This is a genomic window from Brachybacterium sp. (genome assembly GCF_036379615.1).
Taxonomy (GTDB): domain Bacteria; phylum Actinomycetota; class Actinomycetes; order Actinomycetales; family Dermabacteraceae; genus Brachybacterium.
Genome location: NZ_DASVGJ010000052.1, coordinates 69,857 through 84,271 on the forward strand (window position 1 = coordinate 69,857; position 14,415 = coordinate 84,271).

At 69.9% G+C, this 14,415-nt stretch carries 13 protein-coding genes; 7 read left to right on the plus strand and 6 right to left on the minus strand.

From position 1 onward, the window contains the following. Positions 1 to 76 precede the first annotated feature (76 nt). The 5 genes from VF289_RS10085 (at position 77) to VF289_RS10105 (ending at position 4,828) form a co-directional block, all read left to right on the plus strand. Positions 77 to 1,057, plus strand: a complete 981-nt coding sequence (locus VF289_RS10085; RefSeq protein ID WP_330883636.1) for an LLM class flavin-dependent oxidoreductase — start codon at positions 77 to 79, stop codon at positions 1,055 to 1,057. Between the two features lie 102 nt (positions 1,058 to 1,159). Further along, complete coding sequence (locus VF289_RS10090) at positions 1,160 to 2,029, plus strand: NAD(P)H-binding protein (RefSeq protein WP_330883638.1); 870 nt, start codon at positions 1,160 to 1,162, stop codon at positions 2,027 to 2,029. Between the two features lie 153 nt (positions 2,030 to 2,182). Continuing rightward, the gene (locus VF289_RS10095) at positions 2,183 to 2,686 is read left to right on the plus strand and encodes a nucleoside deaminase (RefSeq protein WP_330883640.1); all 504 of its coding nucleotides are present in this window, start codon (positions 2,183 to 2,185) and stop codon (positions 2,684 to 2,686) included. Beyond that, positions 2,683 to 3,984 carry a cytosine permease gene (codB, locus tag VF289_RS10100; RefSeq protein WP_330883642.1) on the plus strand — a complete coding sequence of 434 codons (1,302 nt, stop codon included), beginning with the start codon at positions 2,683 to 2,685 and terminating at the stop codon, positions 3,982 to 3,984. Before VF289_RS10095 ends, codB begins: the two co-directional genes overlap by 4 nt. A 4-nt stretch (positions 3,985 to 3,988) precedes the next feature. After that, positions 3,989 to 4,828: an NAD(P)-dependent oxidoreductase gene (locus VF289_RS10105; protein WP_330883644.1), complete on the plus strand. Its 840-nt coding sequence runs from the start codon at positions 3,989 to 3,991 to the stop codon at positions 4,826 to 4,828. A 66-nt stretch (positions 4,829 to 4,894) separates the two neighbouring features. On the opposite strand, the gene VF289_RS10110 is transcribed toward VF289_RS10105, so the two are convergent. After that, entirely contained in the window at positions 4,895 to 5,383 is a 489-nt protein-coding gene (locus tag VF289_RS10110; RefSeq protein ID WP_330883646.1) for a MarR family winged helix-turn-helix transcriptional regulator, read from the minus strand. Between the two features lie 120 nt (positions 5,384 to 5,503). Here VF289_RS10110 and VF289_RS10115 point away from each other — a divergent pair, with 120 nt between their 5' ends. Beyond that, positions 5,504 to 6,295, plus strand: a complete 792-nt coding sequence (locus tag VF289_RS10115; protein WP_330883648.1) for an SDR family NAD(P)-dependent oxidoreductase — start codon at positions 5,504 to 5,506, stop codon at positions 6,293 to 6,295. A gap of 22 nt (positions 6,296 to 6,317) precedes the next feature. On the opposite strand, the gene VF289_RS10120 is transcribed toward VF289_RS10115, so the two are convergent. Beyond that, positions 6,318 to 8,540 (minus strand): hypothetical protein, encoded by a 2,223-nt coding sequence (locus tag VF289_RS10120; protein WP_330883650.1) that lies wholly within the window; start codon positions 8,538 to 8,540, stop codon positions 6,318 to 6,320. Continuing rightward, the gene (locus tag VF289_RS10125) at positions 8,537 to 10,351 is read right to left on the minus strand and encodes an HSP90 family protein (RefSeq protein ID WP_330883652.1); all 1,815 of its coding nucleotides are present in this window, start codon (positions 10,349 to 10,351) and stop codon (positions 8,537 to 8,539) included. Before VF289_RS10125 ends, VF289_RS10120 begins: the two co-directional genes overlap by 4 nt. On the opposite strand from VF289_RS10125, the gene VF289_RS10130 reads away from it, so the two are divergent. Next, positions 10,350 to 10,553 (plus strand): hypothetical protein, encoded by a 204-nt coding sequence (locus tag VF289_RS10130; protein WP_330883654.1) that lies wholly within the window; start codon positions 10,350 to 10,352, stop codon positions 10,551 to 10,553. The two genes, VF289_RS10125 and VF289_RS10130, sit on opposite strands and share 2 nt — an antisense overlap. A gap of 115 nt (positions 10,554 to 10,668) precedes the next feature. Here the strand turns inward: VF289_RS10130 and VF289_RS10135 are convergent, their stop codons facing one another. From VF289_RS10135 to VF289_RS10145, 3 genes are all read right to left on the minus strand, one after another. Next, a complete protein-coding gene (locus VF289_RS10135; protein WP_330883656.1) occupies positions 10,669 to 11,709 on the minus strand; it encodes a hypothetical protein in 1,041 nt (346 codons plus the stop codon). Positions 11,710 to 11,921: 212 nt separating this feature from the next. After that, complete coding sequence (locus VF289_RS10140) at positions 11,922 to 12,776, minus strand: protein NO VEIN domain-containing protein (RefSeq protein WP_330883658.1); 855 nt, start codon at positions 12,774 to 12,776, stop codon at positions 11,922 to 11,924. A gap of 99 nt (positions 12,777 to 12,875) precedes the next feature. After that, positions 12,876 to 14,378 (minus strand): hypothetical protein, encoded by a 1,503-nt coding sequence (locus tag VF289_RS10145; RefSeq protein ID WP_330883660.1) that lies wholly within the window; start codon positions 14,376 to 14,378, stop codon positions 12,876 to 12,878. Between the last annotated feature and the right edge of the window lie 37 nt (positions 14,379 to 14,415).

Here is a 14,415-nt window from a genome sequence, read left to right on the forward strand (position 1 = left end):
GAGAAGCAGCCTGCTGCGCGTTGTCCCTGCTGGTGCCCCCGATACCGGGCGCTCCCCACACGTCGAAAGGTGCCCCATGCCCGTCCCGCTCTCGATCCTCGACCTCGCCACCGTCGCCCGTGACCAGTCCGTGGCGGAGGCGTTGGAGGGCACGGTCGCCCTGGCCCGGACGGCGGAGGAGACCGGGTATCAGCGGGTCTGGTACGCCGAGCACCACAACATGGCGGCGATCGCGTCCTCCGCCACCGCGGTGCTGATCGGCCACGTCGCCGCGCACACCAGCACGATCAAGCTCGGAGCGGGCGGCATCATGCTGCCGAACCATTCCCCTCTGGTGATCGCCGAGCAGTTCGGCACGCTCGAGACGCTCCATCCCGGGCGGATCGAGCTGGGACTGGGGCGGGCGCCGGGCACCGACCAGAACACGATGCGCGCACTGCGACGCAACGGCGCCTCCGCGGACTCCTTCCCCGAGGATGTCATGGAGCTGCAGGCCTACCTGCAAGGACAGTCCCGGATCCCGGGCGTGAACGCCTACCCGGGCACCGGCACCGACGTGCCGCTGTACATCCTCGGCTCCTCGCTGTTCGGCGCGGGCCTGGCCGCCACCCTCGGCCTGCCCTACGCCTTCGCCTCGCACTTCTCGCCGGGCGCCCTGCACGAGGCGATCGCGCTGTACCGCCGCGAGTTCTCACCGTCCGAGCAGCTCGAGAAGTCTCACGTCATCGCCGGCTTCAACGTGATCGCCGCCGACGACCAGGCCGACGCCGAGCGCCAGCAGCAGGAGATGATGCGCAGCCGAGTCGCACTCCTGCTGCGCCCGGGCACCGAGTACACCGACGAGCAGGCCGACGAGCTGCTGGCCGCTCCCCAGGCCCAGCACCTGCACCAGATGGCGACGTACAGCGCCGTCGGGACCCCCGACCTGGTGCGGGACAAGGTCACCGCCTTCGCCGAGAACACCGGCGCCGACGAGCTGATCATCGCCCACCAGGGCCCGCGGGTGGAGCAGCGGCTGCGGTCTGCGGAGCTGCTGGCCGAGGCGTACATGCGCTGAGAGTCGCGTCCCGCCGCGGTGCCGTTGTGCGCCTCTTTCGGGGACAGGATCTGACCGTCCCGCTGCCTAGCGTGACGTCCCCGATCGGAAGGAGACCGCCCCATGCGGATCGCAGTGACCACTCCCAGGGGCCACGTCGGCCATCATCTCGTCCGCATGCTGATCCGGGCCGGCACACGGCCACTGCTGCTGACGCGACACCCCGATGATCTCGACTCAAAGATGCGCGAGCACGTCGACGTCGCGCAGGCGGACTCCTGGGACCAGGACCAGGTGGTCGCGGCGACACGTGGAGTGGACGCGGTGTACTGGGTGAATCCGCCCCCGGCCTCGGGTGACCCGCTCGCCGATCACGCCCTCGCCACGGAGGCGATCGTCGCGGCAGTGGCGGCGAACCGGATCCCGCGCGTGGTGTTCCAGAGCAGCGTCGGGGCCGAGAAGCGCCACGGCGCCGGCGAGATCGACGGGCTCGCGGCGACCGAGATCGCTCTGGATGCGCTCGGCACCGACGTCACGCACCTCCGCTGCGGCTACTTCTTCACCAATCTGGCCCTCGATCTCGACGCCCTGCGTGCCGGGGAGCTGCAGACCGTGCTGCCGCTGGATGCGCCGATGGCCTGGGTCGCACCGCGGGACATCGCCGAGGTTGCCGCCGCGACCCTGCTCAGCCCGTCCTGGAGCGGGCGTCGCGTCCAGGCGGTGCACGGGCCGGAGGATCTCAGCTGGTCGGAGGTCAGCGAGCTGCTCACCGCCGAGCTCGGCCGGGACATCGCCGTGGAGCGGATCGAGGATCAGCGGATGCGCGAGCAGCTGCTCGCCGCCGGAATGCCCGAGCCGATGGCCGACGCGATGCTCGGCATGTCCACCGGGCTGCGCGACGACTTCGTGCCGGAGCAGCCGCGGTCGCTGGTCTCCTGCACACCGACGACCTTGCGGTCGTGGGTGCGGGAGGAGTTGGCGGGGAGGGCGTGAGCTCGGACGACGCTGTCGGACGGGGCCGAGACTCCCGCTCCGCGGACAGCCCGTCACAGGGCGGTCTCACCCCCGGGGTGGGGACGCGGCGGTCGCGCCATTCCTTCTACGATGCCGGGCGACCATCCCGACGACCGCAGGAGCACGCACCCCATGACCTGGACCCCCACCGCCGAGGACGACCGCCGATTCCTCGCCCTCGCCGTCGAGCAGGCCCGCAAGAGCTGGGACGAGGGCGGCGTGCCGATCGGTGCGGTGCTCGTCCATGACGGCGAGGTGCTCGCCGCCGGGCACAACCAGCGCGTGCAGAAGGACTCCGCGATCCTCCACGGCGAGACCGACACGATCGAGAAGGCCGGCCGCCTGCGGGCGAGCGTCTATCGCGAGTCCGTGCTGTACACGACCCTGTCGCCGTGCATCATGTGCTCCGGCACCGCTCTGCTCTACGAGATCCCGCGGATCGTGGTGGGCGAGAACCGCACCTTCGAGATGGCCGAGTCCCTGCTGCGCGAGCGGGGCGTCGTGGTGGACGTGCTCGATGATCCGGAGTGCATCGCCCTGATGGAGCGGATGATCGCCGAGCGCCCCGAGATCTGGAGCGAGGACATCGGCGTGGAGGCCGACGAGCTCGGCGCCGCCGAGGGCCAGGCCCGGTGACCGCCGCCGAGCTGCGCGAGGACGGGGCCGAGCAGCCCGTCGATCCCGACTACCCGGTCACGCCGGTCCCCCGCTCCGCCCGACGCGGCGTGGTCTCGATCTCGGTGGTGCTGATCGGCTTCACGGTCTTCGCGCCGACGCTGATGGCCGGGGCGAGCATCGGGGTGGGCTTCCCCTTCTCCGAGTTCCTCGCCGTGCTGCTGGTGGGCTCCGCCGTGCTCGGCGCCTACGTCGCCGCGATCGGCTTCCTCGGCGCCCGTACGGGCCTGACCACGGTGGTGATGTCCCGATACACCTTCGGGACCGTCGGCTCGAAGGTGGTCTCCCTGCTGCTGGGCGGCACCCAGGTGGGCTGGTACGGGGTGGCGGTCGGCTCGATCGGCCAGATGACCGCGCTCGCCTTCGGGTGGGAGCGCGCGTGGGCACCGGCGCTGGTGATGATCGCCGTCTCCGCACTGATGATGCTCACCGCCCTGTACGGCTACGAGGGCATGTACTGGGTCTCCCTCATCTCCACCCCGCTGATCCTGATCCTCGCATTCTGGATCACCGGCATGGCGCTGACCGAGGTGGGCGGGGTGCGGGGCCTGTTCGACATCGCCCCCACCACCACCATGACCTGGGCCGCCGCGGTGACCACCGTGGTGGGCACCTTCGCCTCCGCCGGCACCCAGGCCGCGAACTGGACCCGCTTCGCCCGGCGCGGCCGCGACGCCGTGATCGCCTGCGCGATGGGCTTCGTGATCGGCAACGGTCTGATGGTGTTCTTCGGCGCCGTCTCCGCGCTCGCCTTCGGCGAAGGAGACTTCACCACCCTGCTGCTGAGCATGGGCATGATCGGCTGGGGCCTGTTCTTCCTGTTCGGCAACCTGTGGAAGTCCAACGCCGACGCCGCCTACGCCTTCGGCGTCGCCGGGGCCGAGATCGCGAACTCCCGCCGCAAGGGCCCCTTCATCATGATCGGCGTCGCGATCGGCACCGTTCTGGCGCTCGCCGGCGTGGAGGGCCACATCGTGGGCTACCTCAGCCTGCTGGGCGTGCTGATCCCGCCGCTCGGCGGAGTGCTGATCGGCGACTGGATCGCCCGCTGGCGGGGCGGGCAGCCGGAGCTGTCGACGCTCACGGAGAAGGTGCGATGGCAGGCGCTGGTCCCGTACGTGCTCGGATGCCTGGTCGCATGGGTCTCGAACGACTTCGGGATCGGGATCGCACCGCTGAACGGGATCGTGGTGGCGCTCGTGCTGGCGTGGGTGCTGGGGCGGCGCAGCGTCGCCGGCCGCGCCGAGGGTGCAGTATGAGCGCATGAGAATCGCAGTGACAGGTGGCTCCGGCAAGCTGGGACGGTCCGTGGTGCGCGACCTGCGCGAGAACGGCCACCAGGTGGTGAACCTCGACCGGGCCGGCGAGCGCGGCCCCGGGTTCGTGCAGATCGATCTGCGCGACGCCGGTCAGGTGCTCGACGCGCTCACCGGCATCGACGAGCAGGCACCGGACGGCTTCGACGCGCTCGTGCATCTCAGCGCGATCCCTGCCCCGGGCCTCGCCCCGAACTCGGCGACGTTCCAGAACAACATGCTCAGCACCTACAACATGCTCACCGCCGCGCTCAAAGCGGGGATCCGCAACGTGGTCACCGCCTCGAGCGAGACGGTGCTGGGCCTGCCCTTCGACACCCCGCCGCCGTACATCCCGGTGGACGAGGGCTACGAGGCCCGGCCCGAGTCCCACTACTCGCTGTCCAAGCACCTCGAGGAGCAGCTCGCGATCCAGCTGTGCCGCTGGCACCCGGACCTGAAGATCATCGCGCTGCGCTTCTCGAACGTCATGGACGAGCAGGACTACGCCCGCTTCCCCGACTTCGACGCCGACCCTGCCGCCCGCAAGTGGAACCTGTGGGGCTATGTGGACGGCCGCGACGCCGCCCAGGCCGTGCGCCGCTCCCTCGAGCACGCCGAGACCGGCTTCGACCGCTTCATCGTCGCCGCGGCGGACACCGTCATGACCCGCGACAACCGCGACCTCGTCGCCGAGGTGTTCCCCGATGTTCCCGTGCACGGCGATATCGCCGGCCACGGCACCCTGCTCTCGATCGACAGGGCCCGGCGCGTGCTCGGGTACGCGCCGGAGCACTCCTGGCGGTAGTCGGCCGACGGGCGAGACCAGGCTCCGCTGCATCCCAGGCAGAAGGGCCTGGGTCGCTTCAGGCGCTCAACTGCTCGCCGTCCACGGCGGAGAGTCCGACGCTCGTGCATTGATGCGCTCGCAGGCCTGCCCGAGGGTACGGACCTGCGACTTGGTGAGGGCACCGAACACGAGGTGCTCCACCAGCGCCAGATGCCCGGGCAGAGCCTCGCGCACCGTGGCCGACCCGGAGTCCGTCAGGGCAGCCAGGGTGTATCTGCCGTCGTCGGGATCAACCTCGCGCCGCAGCCATCCTCGATCCTCCAGGCGCGTCACTCCCCTGGAGAGTCGCGACAGCGTCGCGTTGGAGTACCCGGCGAGCACACTCAGACGGAGCTCCCGCTGCGGCGCCCGCTCGAGCGCGTAGAGCACTCCGAACTCGAAGTGGGTGAGCCCGCTGTCGCGCTGCAGCTGCTGGTCCAGAGCCGCCGGCAGGCGCTCGAGCAGAGTCGCCAGCGGCCCCCATACACCCAGGTCAACGCCGCTTCGGGCAGTGAGTGCCTCTACTGTCTCCATGCCTCAAGGGTACGCCACAGCCCGGCCCCACCTCCTGCGCATTCGCTTGCTCGGGCACGTCATGCTGAGCTACGGTCACTTGCGCAAGCAAGTCAACGAGCACGCACCGGAGGGTCGCACATGGATCTCAACCTCGCAGGCAGGCGGGCCTTCATCAGCGGCTCGACCCAGGGCATCGGGTTCGCCGCGGCAGAGGCTCTCGCAGCCGAGGGCGTGGATGTCGTGCTGAACGGCCGCACGGCCGAGAAGGTCGAGCTCGCGGTCGAGCGCCTCCGGGAGCAGTTCCCGGCGACGAACCCTGCAGGGATCGCCGCCGACTTCGCCGACTCGGAGAGCGTCGACCTCCTGCTCGCCCAGCTGGGGAGCATCGACATCCTGATCAACAATGTCGGGATCTTCGGTCTCGAGGCGTTCGCCGCGATCACCGACGCCGACTGGCAGCGCTACTTCGACATCAACGTGATGAGCGGCGTCAGGCTCTCGCGCGCTCTGCTGCCGCTCATGCTGCAGCGAGGGTGGGGGCGGATCATCTTCGTGAGCAGCGAATCGGGAGTGAACATCCCCGCCGACATGGTGCACTACGGAACCAGCAAGGCGTCGATGATCGCTCTCGGCAACGGACTCGCCAAGCTGACCCGCGGCACCTCCGTCACGGTCAACACTGTCCTCGGCGGGCCCACCTACTCGGACAGCGTCGACGAGACCGTCAGGTCGATCGCAGAGGCGCAGTCCGCTCCCCCGGAGGCGGTCAAGCAGGCCATCATCGCGCAGAATCAGACGACGCTGCTCGAGCGGTTCCTCGACCCCACGGAGATCGCGGATCTTGTGGCGTTCCTGTCCAGCCCGAGGTCGTCGGCCACGAACGGGGCTGCCGTCCGCGCCGATGGCGGCGTTCTCACGGCGATGCTCTGAGGGAGCAGGAGCTCCGGTCACCTCACTCGGTCGGGAAGAACCTCGTGCGCAGCAGCTCGGACTGCACGGTGCTCCCGTTGCGACGGTCCAGCGCCGCAGCCACCTCGCGCGCCTCGTCGCGCAGCCGCGGGCCGCGCTCGTCGGCCGGTGCGTGGTCCAGCAGGACGCGCGCCGCCCCGGCTGCGGTGTCGAGATGGTTCGGGTCCCCCGGGGCCGCGTCCGCGAGTGCGGCATCGACCAGCCATCCCAGCACCCCCGGGACCCGGGCTGTGACCTCGAGCAGGACCGATCCCGGCACGTCCCCGAACTCCTCGAGGTCTCGATCGACCTCCTCGAGCTGCGCAACGACGGCGGTGGCGGCCTCTTCCACGGGCTTTCCCTCGCGCAGCGCCCCCCAGACGGTCCAGGTGAGCGCCGCCCGCTGCTGGGCCGGATCGTTCGACGCACGCAGCACTCCGGCCACGATCCCTGGCACGGCTGTGACGTCCACGGGTGCGAGGATCCGCGCCAGATCGAGCAGCACGTCGAAGGGGTCCACGTCCCCCGCCTCGGCACCGAGCCGAGTGCGGACCTCCTCGAACAGCGCACCGATTTCAGCAGACTGCCCGAGGTGGACCGCCCGGGCGAGCTGCGCCACGGCGATCGGTGTGGTCGGCATCCCCGTCACGGCCCGCAGAGCGACCTCCGCGGTGACGATCTCCTCGATCCGGTCCAGCGGGATCGCGGGCAGATCCAGCGCGGTGAGGATCACCGGGAGGAAGAGCCCCGCGGCGGCCTTCTCGAGGGCCGGGTCGACGCCGTCCGGTGCGAGCGCCTGGGCCCTCTGCGCCCTCTCGTACCGCAGCACCAGCGCCACGTGGTCGCCGGCCTGATAGGCCTGGAAGGCGTGCATGAGGTGGGCGACGAACTCCGCCGCCGGCATCCTCAGCTCGCGGCTGCGGGCGATCGTGGCCGCGACGATCGCCTCGGCCTCCTCCTCGGAACCGGCCTCCAGGACCGACCTCGCCTGCTCATGGAGCGCCATGTAGCGGTCCTTGAGCGAGAAGGGCACGGACTCGACCGTCACCGGCGAGGTGCGCCTCGAGATCCACCCGGCGCGCAGGATCCGCTCGGCCAGCGCCTCGGGGTCGGCGTCGGCTCCGTGCGTCACGGGCGTGGCGGGTGCCAGGCCCGCGAACCAGACGTCCTGCAGCTCCCGGGTGTGGACGTCGGTCCCTCCGCGGGCGTCGTGCGCCGCGGCGGCCTCCGTCGCCAGGGCGCGCAGCAGCTGCGCCTCCTCGCCCGTCGGGTCCTCGAGGGCACGGCTGCGGGCGAGGGCGGCCTGGAGCCGCCACTCGGTGTGGTCCAGGCTGCTGTTCTCGAGACCGAAGTCGGCGGCGACGCGGGCGTCCTCCGGGCGATGCTCCAGCACGAGCAGCAGATCCTGGATCTCCGCGGACCGGACGAGGCGGTCGATGCCGAACTGGGCGACCAGCTCATCCCCGATACGGGCGGCGACGTCCTTCTGCCCCGCGCGCGCGGACAGCGACCCCAGATCCGTCCGCAGCAGCACGAGCTGGATGCTGTCGCGCCGGTCCATGTCGATCGGTCCGGGCGGGACGCCCATCGCCGTGAAGCGGCGGGCGAGAGTCGCCGCGGCGAGGGCCGGATCGAAGTGCTCGAGGAGCATGATCTCGCGAGTGACGGTGTTGGCGTCGAACGGGGGCCAGTCGGGGCTGCCGATGCCCTGCCACTGGTCCAGCAGAGCGAGCGCGCGCTCCTGCTCCCCGAACTCGACGGCGAGCGAGGCACGCGCGAGCGCCACGTTCGCGAGGTCGTCGCCGTGCTTCACCGTCTGCTGCTCGACGAGGTCGACGATCCTCTCGAGCTGCGGGCGCGCGAGGGACGGATCCTTCGCCACCGTGACGACCAGGTCCGCGACGGAGCCGAGGAACCCGCGCCGGTTCTCGGGGTTGATGTGGTCGCCGTAGCGGCCGACGATCTGCATGAGCCGCACGTACGCGTCCAGAGCCTCCGCCGGCATGCCGCCCGTGCTGTAGATCGCGTACTGGCCGAAGCGTGCGCTCGCCGCGAGGTGGGGCACGCCCTCCGCCTCGCAGTCCGCGATCTGCTCCTCCCAGGCGCGGATCGTCTCGAGGTCATCGGGCATGTCCCAGATCTCGCTGCTGCGGTCGATGAGCGCCTGCACGCGCTGCGCCTGCTCGCCGGTGAGATCGGCGACCTCGTCATACCGGATCATCGTCATCCCCTGCCCTCGGTGGTGCGGTTGTCGGTGGCGCGGTTCTCGGTGCGTGCCGCTGCCAGCAGCAGGGTCTCGAGCGCCCCGGCCAGGCTTGCCTGCTCCTCGGCGCGCAGCCGGATGCCGGCCTGCAGCAGGCTCAGCAGATGCAGGGCACGGATCGCCTCGGCCCGGGTGGCCGGGGCGAGCCCGCCGCCGAGGGCGCGCACCGCCTCGGCGCGGAGGTTCAGCACGAGGGTCGGCCGCGGGTCCGCGGGGCCGACGGGGTCCAGGGGCGTCGCGCCGCCGAGCAGGTCGGCCCACGGATCGTCCTCGACCTCCTCGAACACGAAGCCCGCAGCGCGGCCCGGGACATGGAGCACGAGCTGGCTCACCGGGCGGAAGGCCCGCACCTCGGCCGCGACACCCAAGGCGTCGAGCACGGCACGCGCCGCATCGCCGATCTGCCCGGCGAGGACGGCGTCCTCCCCGGGCGGGGCCGGGAGATCCTCCAGCAGCCGCGCCAGCTCGAACTCGCGCGCGATGAGGCGGGTCTGCGCCCCGTCGTACGCCCGCAGCATCGCGGCGCCATGGGTGTAGGTGCCGTTGACGAGCAGCCCGCCCTGCGCCTGCACCAGCGGCGCGTAGGTGGTGAACTCCCGCTCGTCCGTGGTGAAGGTGATCCGCGCCGGCATCTCCACGAGCCGCATCGCCCCGGCGCTGGTCTCCCAGGTGAAGTGACGGGCCACGAACTCCAGCATCTCCGCATGCGCGACGGCCAGCGCGAGCAGGCTCTGCCCGTGCACGGCGACGAACCGCGCGAAGACGACGGGATCCCCGGCGGCGAGCCGTTCGATGCCCGCATGGACCTGACGACCGATCTCCTCACGGGCCGTGGCGAGGGCACCGGAATCGTGCAGCGACTCGCGCGAGGCCGTGAGGCCCAGCGATCCCGCCTCGACGGCGACCCGTGCGAAGGTGACCCACTCGGGCACCAGCTGGGTGTTGTCGGCCGCGACGGACATGCCGTGGGAGAACACCCGATCCCCCGCGCGTCCCCGCCCGGGCGTCGCCTCCCCGGTCACGAAGGCGACGCCTCGGATGCCGAGCATCGGCACGTCCAGCGGGATGCTCGCCAGCGGCGCGAAGCCGAAGGCGTCCTCGCACCAGAGGGCCGAGCCGTGGTCGGGCAGGTCCCACGGGGCAGGATCCCCGCTCACCCGCACCGCGGGCCGCGGATCACCGGCCACGGCGACGGTGATCGGGACGGCCAGGAGGCCCGCATACTCGTGAGCGAGACGATGCACGCGGCCGGCGCCGACCCATTCCGCCTCATCCGGGCGCGCATGCACCCGCACCACGGTGCCCGGCTCGGCGAGCGGCTCCGGCGCGGGCGCCACCGTGAACGTGCCGTCGCCGCGGCCGACCCAGCGCATCGTCTGCGCCCCCGGGTCGCGGGCACTGCGGGAGGTCACCTCGATCTGGTCCGCGACGAGGAAGCAGGACAGCAGGCCGATCCCGAACTGGCCGAGGAACTCGCGCCGGGCCGCGGCGAGCTCCTCCCGCTTGCTGGAGGCGCCGATCGTGGAGAGCAGGCTCCGCGCATCCGCCTCGGTGAGGCCGATGCCGTGATCTCGCACCGTGAGCGCCCCCGCGACCGGGTCCACGACCAGCTCGATCGGCGGCAGGTCTCCGTGCTCTCCGCGCGCCACGACCGCGTCCCGCGCGTTCTGGATCAGCTCGCGCACGTACACGCGCGGACTCGAGTACAGGTTGTGCGACAGGATCTCGACGATACCGCGCAGATCGACCTGGAAGTTCTCGGTGGTGGGCGGCATGGGGAAGAGTATGTGGCTTTTCGGAGTGGAGCACGGGGTGGACTGCGTCCGGAACGCCGGTGGTGTCCTCACGCTGGTGCCGCACGTGCTCGGGTCGCTCAGCGCCTGGATCTCGAACGAGTTCGGGATCGGGGTCGCGCCGCTGAACGGGATCGTGGTGGCGCTGGCGTGGGTGTTCGGAGTGCGGTCGCGGAAGGGGTGAGGTCTGACCAGCGATGCGTGGCGCCCTGACAGGGTGATGGCAGACGAACGCCCTCCCTGCGGCGGAGCCGTAGGGAGGGCGTTGAAGAATGCTCAGCGGCGGAGCAGCCCAGTCGTCACATCGGCAACGAGAGCATCACGTACGCCTCGCAGGTAGTGGCGTCGCCACTTGTGATCAGCGACAGGTCCGTCAACATGAACTCCCCACCGGCCGGGATCATCGTCGGATACTCCGAGCCGCCGCCGGCTATGTCACCGGCATCGTCACGGCAGAGGATCTGAATCCGCGGATCCTCCCAGTTCTCCTCGGTCGTGTTCTGGATGAGGAACTGCGGGGCATCGGCCGACGACTCGATCGGAGCCACAATTGCACGTGCCTCGCTGCTGCTGCCGTATTCGCTCGCGCTCACAGTGGCTTCTACGCGTGCCAGGGTGCTGCCGGAGGGGACCTCGATATGGGTGCCGATCGGGAAGGTCGTGCCTTCGGTCCCGAGCTCCTCGACCTGTTCCTGGGAGACGACCAGGTTGTCCTCGTCGTCGTAGACGTTGAAGAGGACGGTGGCGAACTCGCCGGTCAGGCCCTCGTGCTTCACCATCGCGCTCGCATAGGCATAGTCGCCGTCCACTGCGATCCCCGACTCGAGCACCTCGATCTCGCCCTTCTCGACGGAGGTGACCGCGTCAGCGGGGACCTCCGTCGACGTCAGCTCGAGCGTCACGGTCCCGGACTCGCCCAGAGCCGACACCTCGTAGCTGATCTTCCCGTCCTCGTAGGTGAAGTCCTTGGTGTCGTCGCTGGAGGCCAGCAACTCTGAACCGGTGCGACTGTGGTCATTGGTGGAGGTCCATGTGTACGAGCCCTCTGCCTCGGGGCCCTCGAACGAGCCGGCCCAGTAGAGCCGCGAGTCCGGGGTCCCGTCCTGAGGCACCCAATCGATGGTCATCGCCGTACCCGCGATGGTCGCCCGCTGCACGAAGACGCTGTCCTCGGTGGAGTGCCAGACGCCGCTGAGGTCGGGCGCTTCAGCCTTGTCCTCAACGGACTCGGCCGCTTCGACGGGTTCGTTCGCGCCTGCAGCGGCCGTGGCGGCCGGAGCCTCCGGGGAATCCGCCGAGCCACAGGCCGCGAGAGCTCCCGCGAATGCGACGGCCAGCACGACGCCACCTGCACGACGACCAAGGCGACGGAGCACTGAGTCGGTCCGGCCTCCCACAGTGGTCACGGTCATTCTTCCCCCAAGAGTTGAGCCCGGAGCGCGGGCGAGCAGTGCCGAACCGACGCCGACACCAAAAGCAATTTAACCATCAACTTTACATGTGCCCACAAACGTGTCGTGCATTGCACAGGGCCTGTCACACCGACTTCGTCTCAGTACTCATCCTTCTCGGTGAGAGGGACTGTGCCGACAGCGCCATGGCGCTCGAAGAGTTCCTGGAGCTCGGTGACGTAGGCGGGGTCATCCGCAGTGGGTTCTATCGGCGGGAGCGCAGCAAGGAGCTGATCGGCGATCATCTCGGCGCTCCACCAGGCAGGGATCGAGGTGCCGGCGAAGTCCCGAGCAGGCTCATCGGCGTCGTTCAGCGAGGTGTACGCGATCTGGTCGAAGAACTCCTCGCGCGGGTGCCCGCCCGGCACCTCGCTGTCGCGGCCGACGAACATGCGGACGTTGAGACCGTTGGGCGCCCACATCGCGACGAAACGGATCCGGTGATAGCCGCGCTGGTGGAGGACGGTGACTGCTTCGAGGACCTGAAGGCTGAACTCGGTGCCGGTCGCGGTGGGCGGGCCCATGGCGTCGGCGTGCAGGTCGTCGTAGACGGCAACCGGCATCGGCACTTCGAAGTAGTGCTTTTCCCGCTTCGCCTTCAGTCGTGCGCGCAGCTGCTCACCGGTGAGGTCGAGGACCCGGATCTCCGACGGGTCCGCAGAGCGGACGTTGGTGACGAGGTAGAGGTGGGAGCCGGGGATCTGCTCGAGCGCCTCGACCTGATTCGGCTCGAGCCAGAGGAAGTCGCCGCGGCCGGTGCCGCCGAAGGCTTTGATCTCGATGAGCCGCTTCTCGCCGGTGACATCATCCCTGCTCTCGACGTCGAAGAGGCTGCCTGGGATGTGGCGGGCGTCCTCGGCGGTGCGGCCGGCGGCACGCTCGTGTGCGATGACATAGGCGATCGCGCGGTTCTCGGTCGTGTGGTTGGACATGGCGACGAGCTTCGGCGGCTTCATGAGCAGATGGTGGCACGGAGGGCAGACATCGGAGGTGGCTTCACCGAGATCGTCGAGACGTTCGAGGGCGAGAGGGACGACTCCAGCTTCCAGCGCTGCTCATGCGCCGAAGATGGCCGTCGATGCGTCGCTGAGCCCGTCCCCCAGCTGGAGGCTCGTCCAGATCCGAGAGAATTCATCCCGGTGATACGGATCAGGATCATGCCGCGCGTGCTCCAGCAGGGCAGTACGGGCTTCGCCGACGCGGCCGAGACCTGCCAGCAGATTGATAAGGTCTCCGATCGCGACGTCCGCCCAAGCGGGGTCTCCGGGACGGTCGTCGTGGATGCGGCGAAGCAGCACCTCCTCGATGCGCGGATCACGCGTCAGCGGGATGTCCGAGAGATGCAGATGCTTGCCGCCCTCTCCGGATGACCAACTGACTCGACCAGGATCGTCGGCCCAGCGGAGGCGCCGGGCACGACGCGCCGCCTCGGCGATCGCCAGGCGGAAGGTCAATGACCGCCGGCGCGAAGAGCGGGCGAGGAATTCTCCGTACGGAGCTGCAGGCCAGGACTCGAGGGCTCCTATGAGTGACCCCGACGCCTCACCTGCGTACGCGATCTCCGCACGGAGACGATGAGTGAGGACCCTTCCGGCATAGCCGACTTTCGCGACCGCACCCACCGCCGAAGAGATCGGCATCGGCCTGGCGCCCTCCTCGAGCTCTTCGATCAATGGCCGGAACAGCCGCTGCCCGGTGGGGTCGAGAAGCACCGCGACTCTTCCGAGAAGTGGGAAGTCGAGCGGTGGTGACGCCAGCTCGTCCCAGAGAAGTGCGCGACGAAATGGCTCGGTTGCGATCTCCCCGGCGCCGACCAGTGTTCCCAGCGCTCGACACACTGCGCGGAACGAGGCGAGAAGTTCGCCGGAGCTGACGTCGACATCGGTGAATGCGCGCCGCAATCGCCCGTAGATCTCCATCAGCGCGGGCGCGTTCGCCGAAGGGGCCCGCGGGTCGACCGGCCTGGACAGGTGTTCGCCGAGCACGATGGCGGTCCGGAGTTCCTCGCGCAGGGGCGCCTGTCGCGTCGTCCCCAGCGGGACCTCGATCGCACTGAGCAGGAACCGGCTCAACTGCTCGTCCGTCGCGCGTCCCACCATCGCCCGAGCATGTTCCATAGCCGCCTCGGGTCCGGGGTGGTCCCACAACAGGTCCTCGAGTCCCATCGGGTCACCCGCGTCATCCAGCGCAAGGTAGGTGTCGACGAGCGCAGCACGCGCCGCGCCGAGTGCCGCGATCGCTGATGTGCGCCGTAAGAGGATCTCGAACTCACCGTCCTCGTCGCGCTCGTGCTCCCAGACGAGTCGGGCGGCCACGTAATGAGGACATGGTCTGGCCATGGAGTTCTCCCCGCAGGAGCAGCTCGTGTCGTGCGCGTCCGCCATGGAGAAGCGGACCTGCTGTGGGGGTTCCGTACGGAGGGCGACCTCGACCCTTCGCTCCTGTTCGAGCTCGACGGTGTCCGAGACCAACCCGAGGAGCTGGAGCGCGTCCTCGAGGGCGGGCCAGCTCTCCGCTCTCTCGGTGCCCAGGATGACGTGACGCAGCGCGTAGCTCATGAGGAGGAGTGTGGCGAAGGGGTGGGACGTTCGAGGC

Bases quoted from the DNA above. Each gene is read 5' to 3' on its own strand.
- VF289_RS10085 (WP_330883636.1), top strand. From the start codon at position 77: ATGCCCGTCCCGCTCTCGATCCTCGACCTCGCCACCGTCGCCCGTGAC.
- VF289_RS10090 (WP_330883638.1), top strand. From the start codon at position 1,160: ATGCGGATCGCAGTGACCACTCCCAGGGGCCACGTCGGCCATCATCTC.
- VF289_RS10095 (WP_330883640.1), top strand. From the start codon at position 2,183: ATGACCTGGACCCCCACCGCCGAGGACGACCGCCGATTCCTCGCCCTC.
- VF289_RS10105 (WP_330883644.1), top strand. From the start codon at position 3,989: ATGAGAATCGCAGTGACAGGTGGCTCCGGCAAGCTGGGACGGTCCGTG.
- VF289_RS10110 (WP_330883646.1), bottom strand. From the start codon at position 5,383: ATGGAGACAGTAGAGGCACTCACTGCCCGAAGCGGCGTTGACCTGGGT.
- VF289_RS10115 (WP_330883648.1), top strand. From the start codon at position 5,504: ATGGATCTCAACCTCGCAGGCAGGCGGGCCTTCATCAGCGGCTCGACC.
- VF289_RS10120 (WP_330883650.1), bottom strand. From the start codon at position 8,540: ATGACGATGATCCGGTATGACGAGGTCGCCGATCTCACCGGCGAGCAG.
- VF289_RS10130 (WP_330883654.1), top strand. From the start codon at position 10,350: ATGGGGAAGAGTATGTGGCTTTTCGGAGTGGAGCACGGGGTGGACTGC.
- VF289_RS10125 (WP_330883652.1), bottom strand. From the start codon at position 10,351: ATGCCGCCCACCACCGAGAACTTCCAGGTCGATCTGCGCGGTATCGTC.
- VF289_RS10140 (WP_330883658.1), bottom strand. From the start codon at position 12,776: ATGAAGCCGCCGAAGCTCGTCGCCATGTCCAACCACACGACCGAGAAC.
- VF289_RS10145 (WP_330883660.1), bottom strand. From the start codon at position 14,378: ATGAGCTACGCGCTGCGTCACGTCATCCTGGGCACCGAGAGAGCGGAG.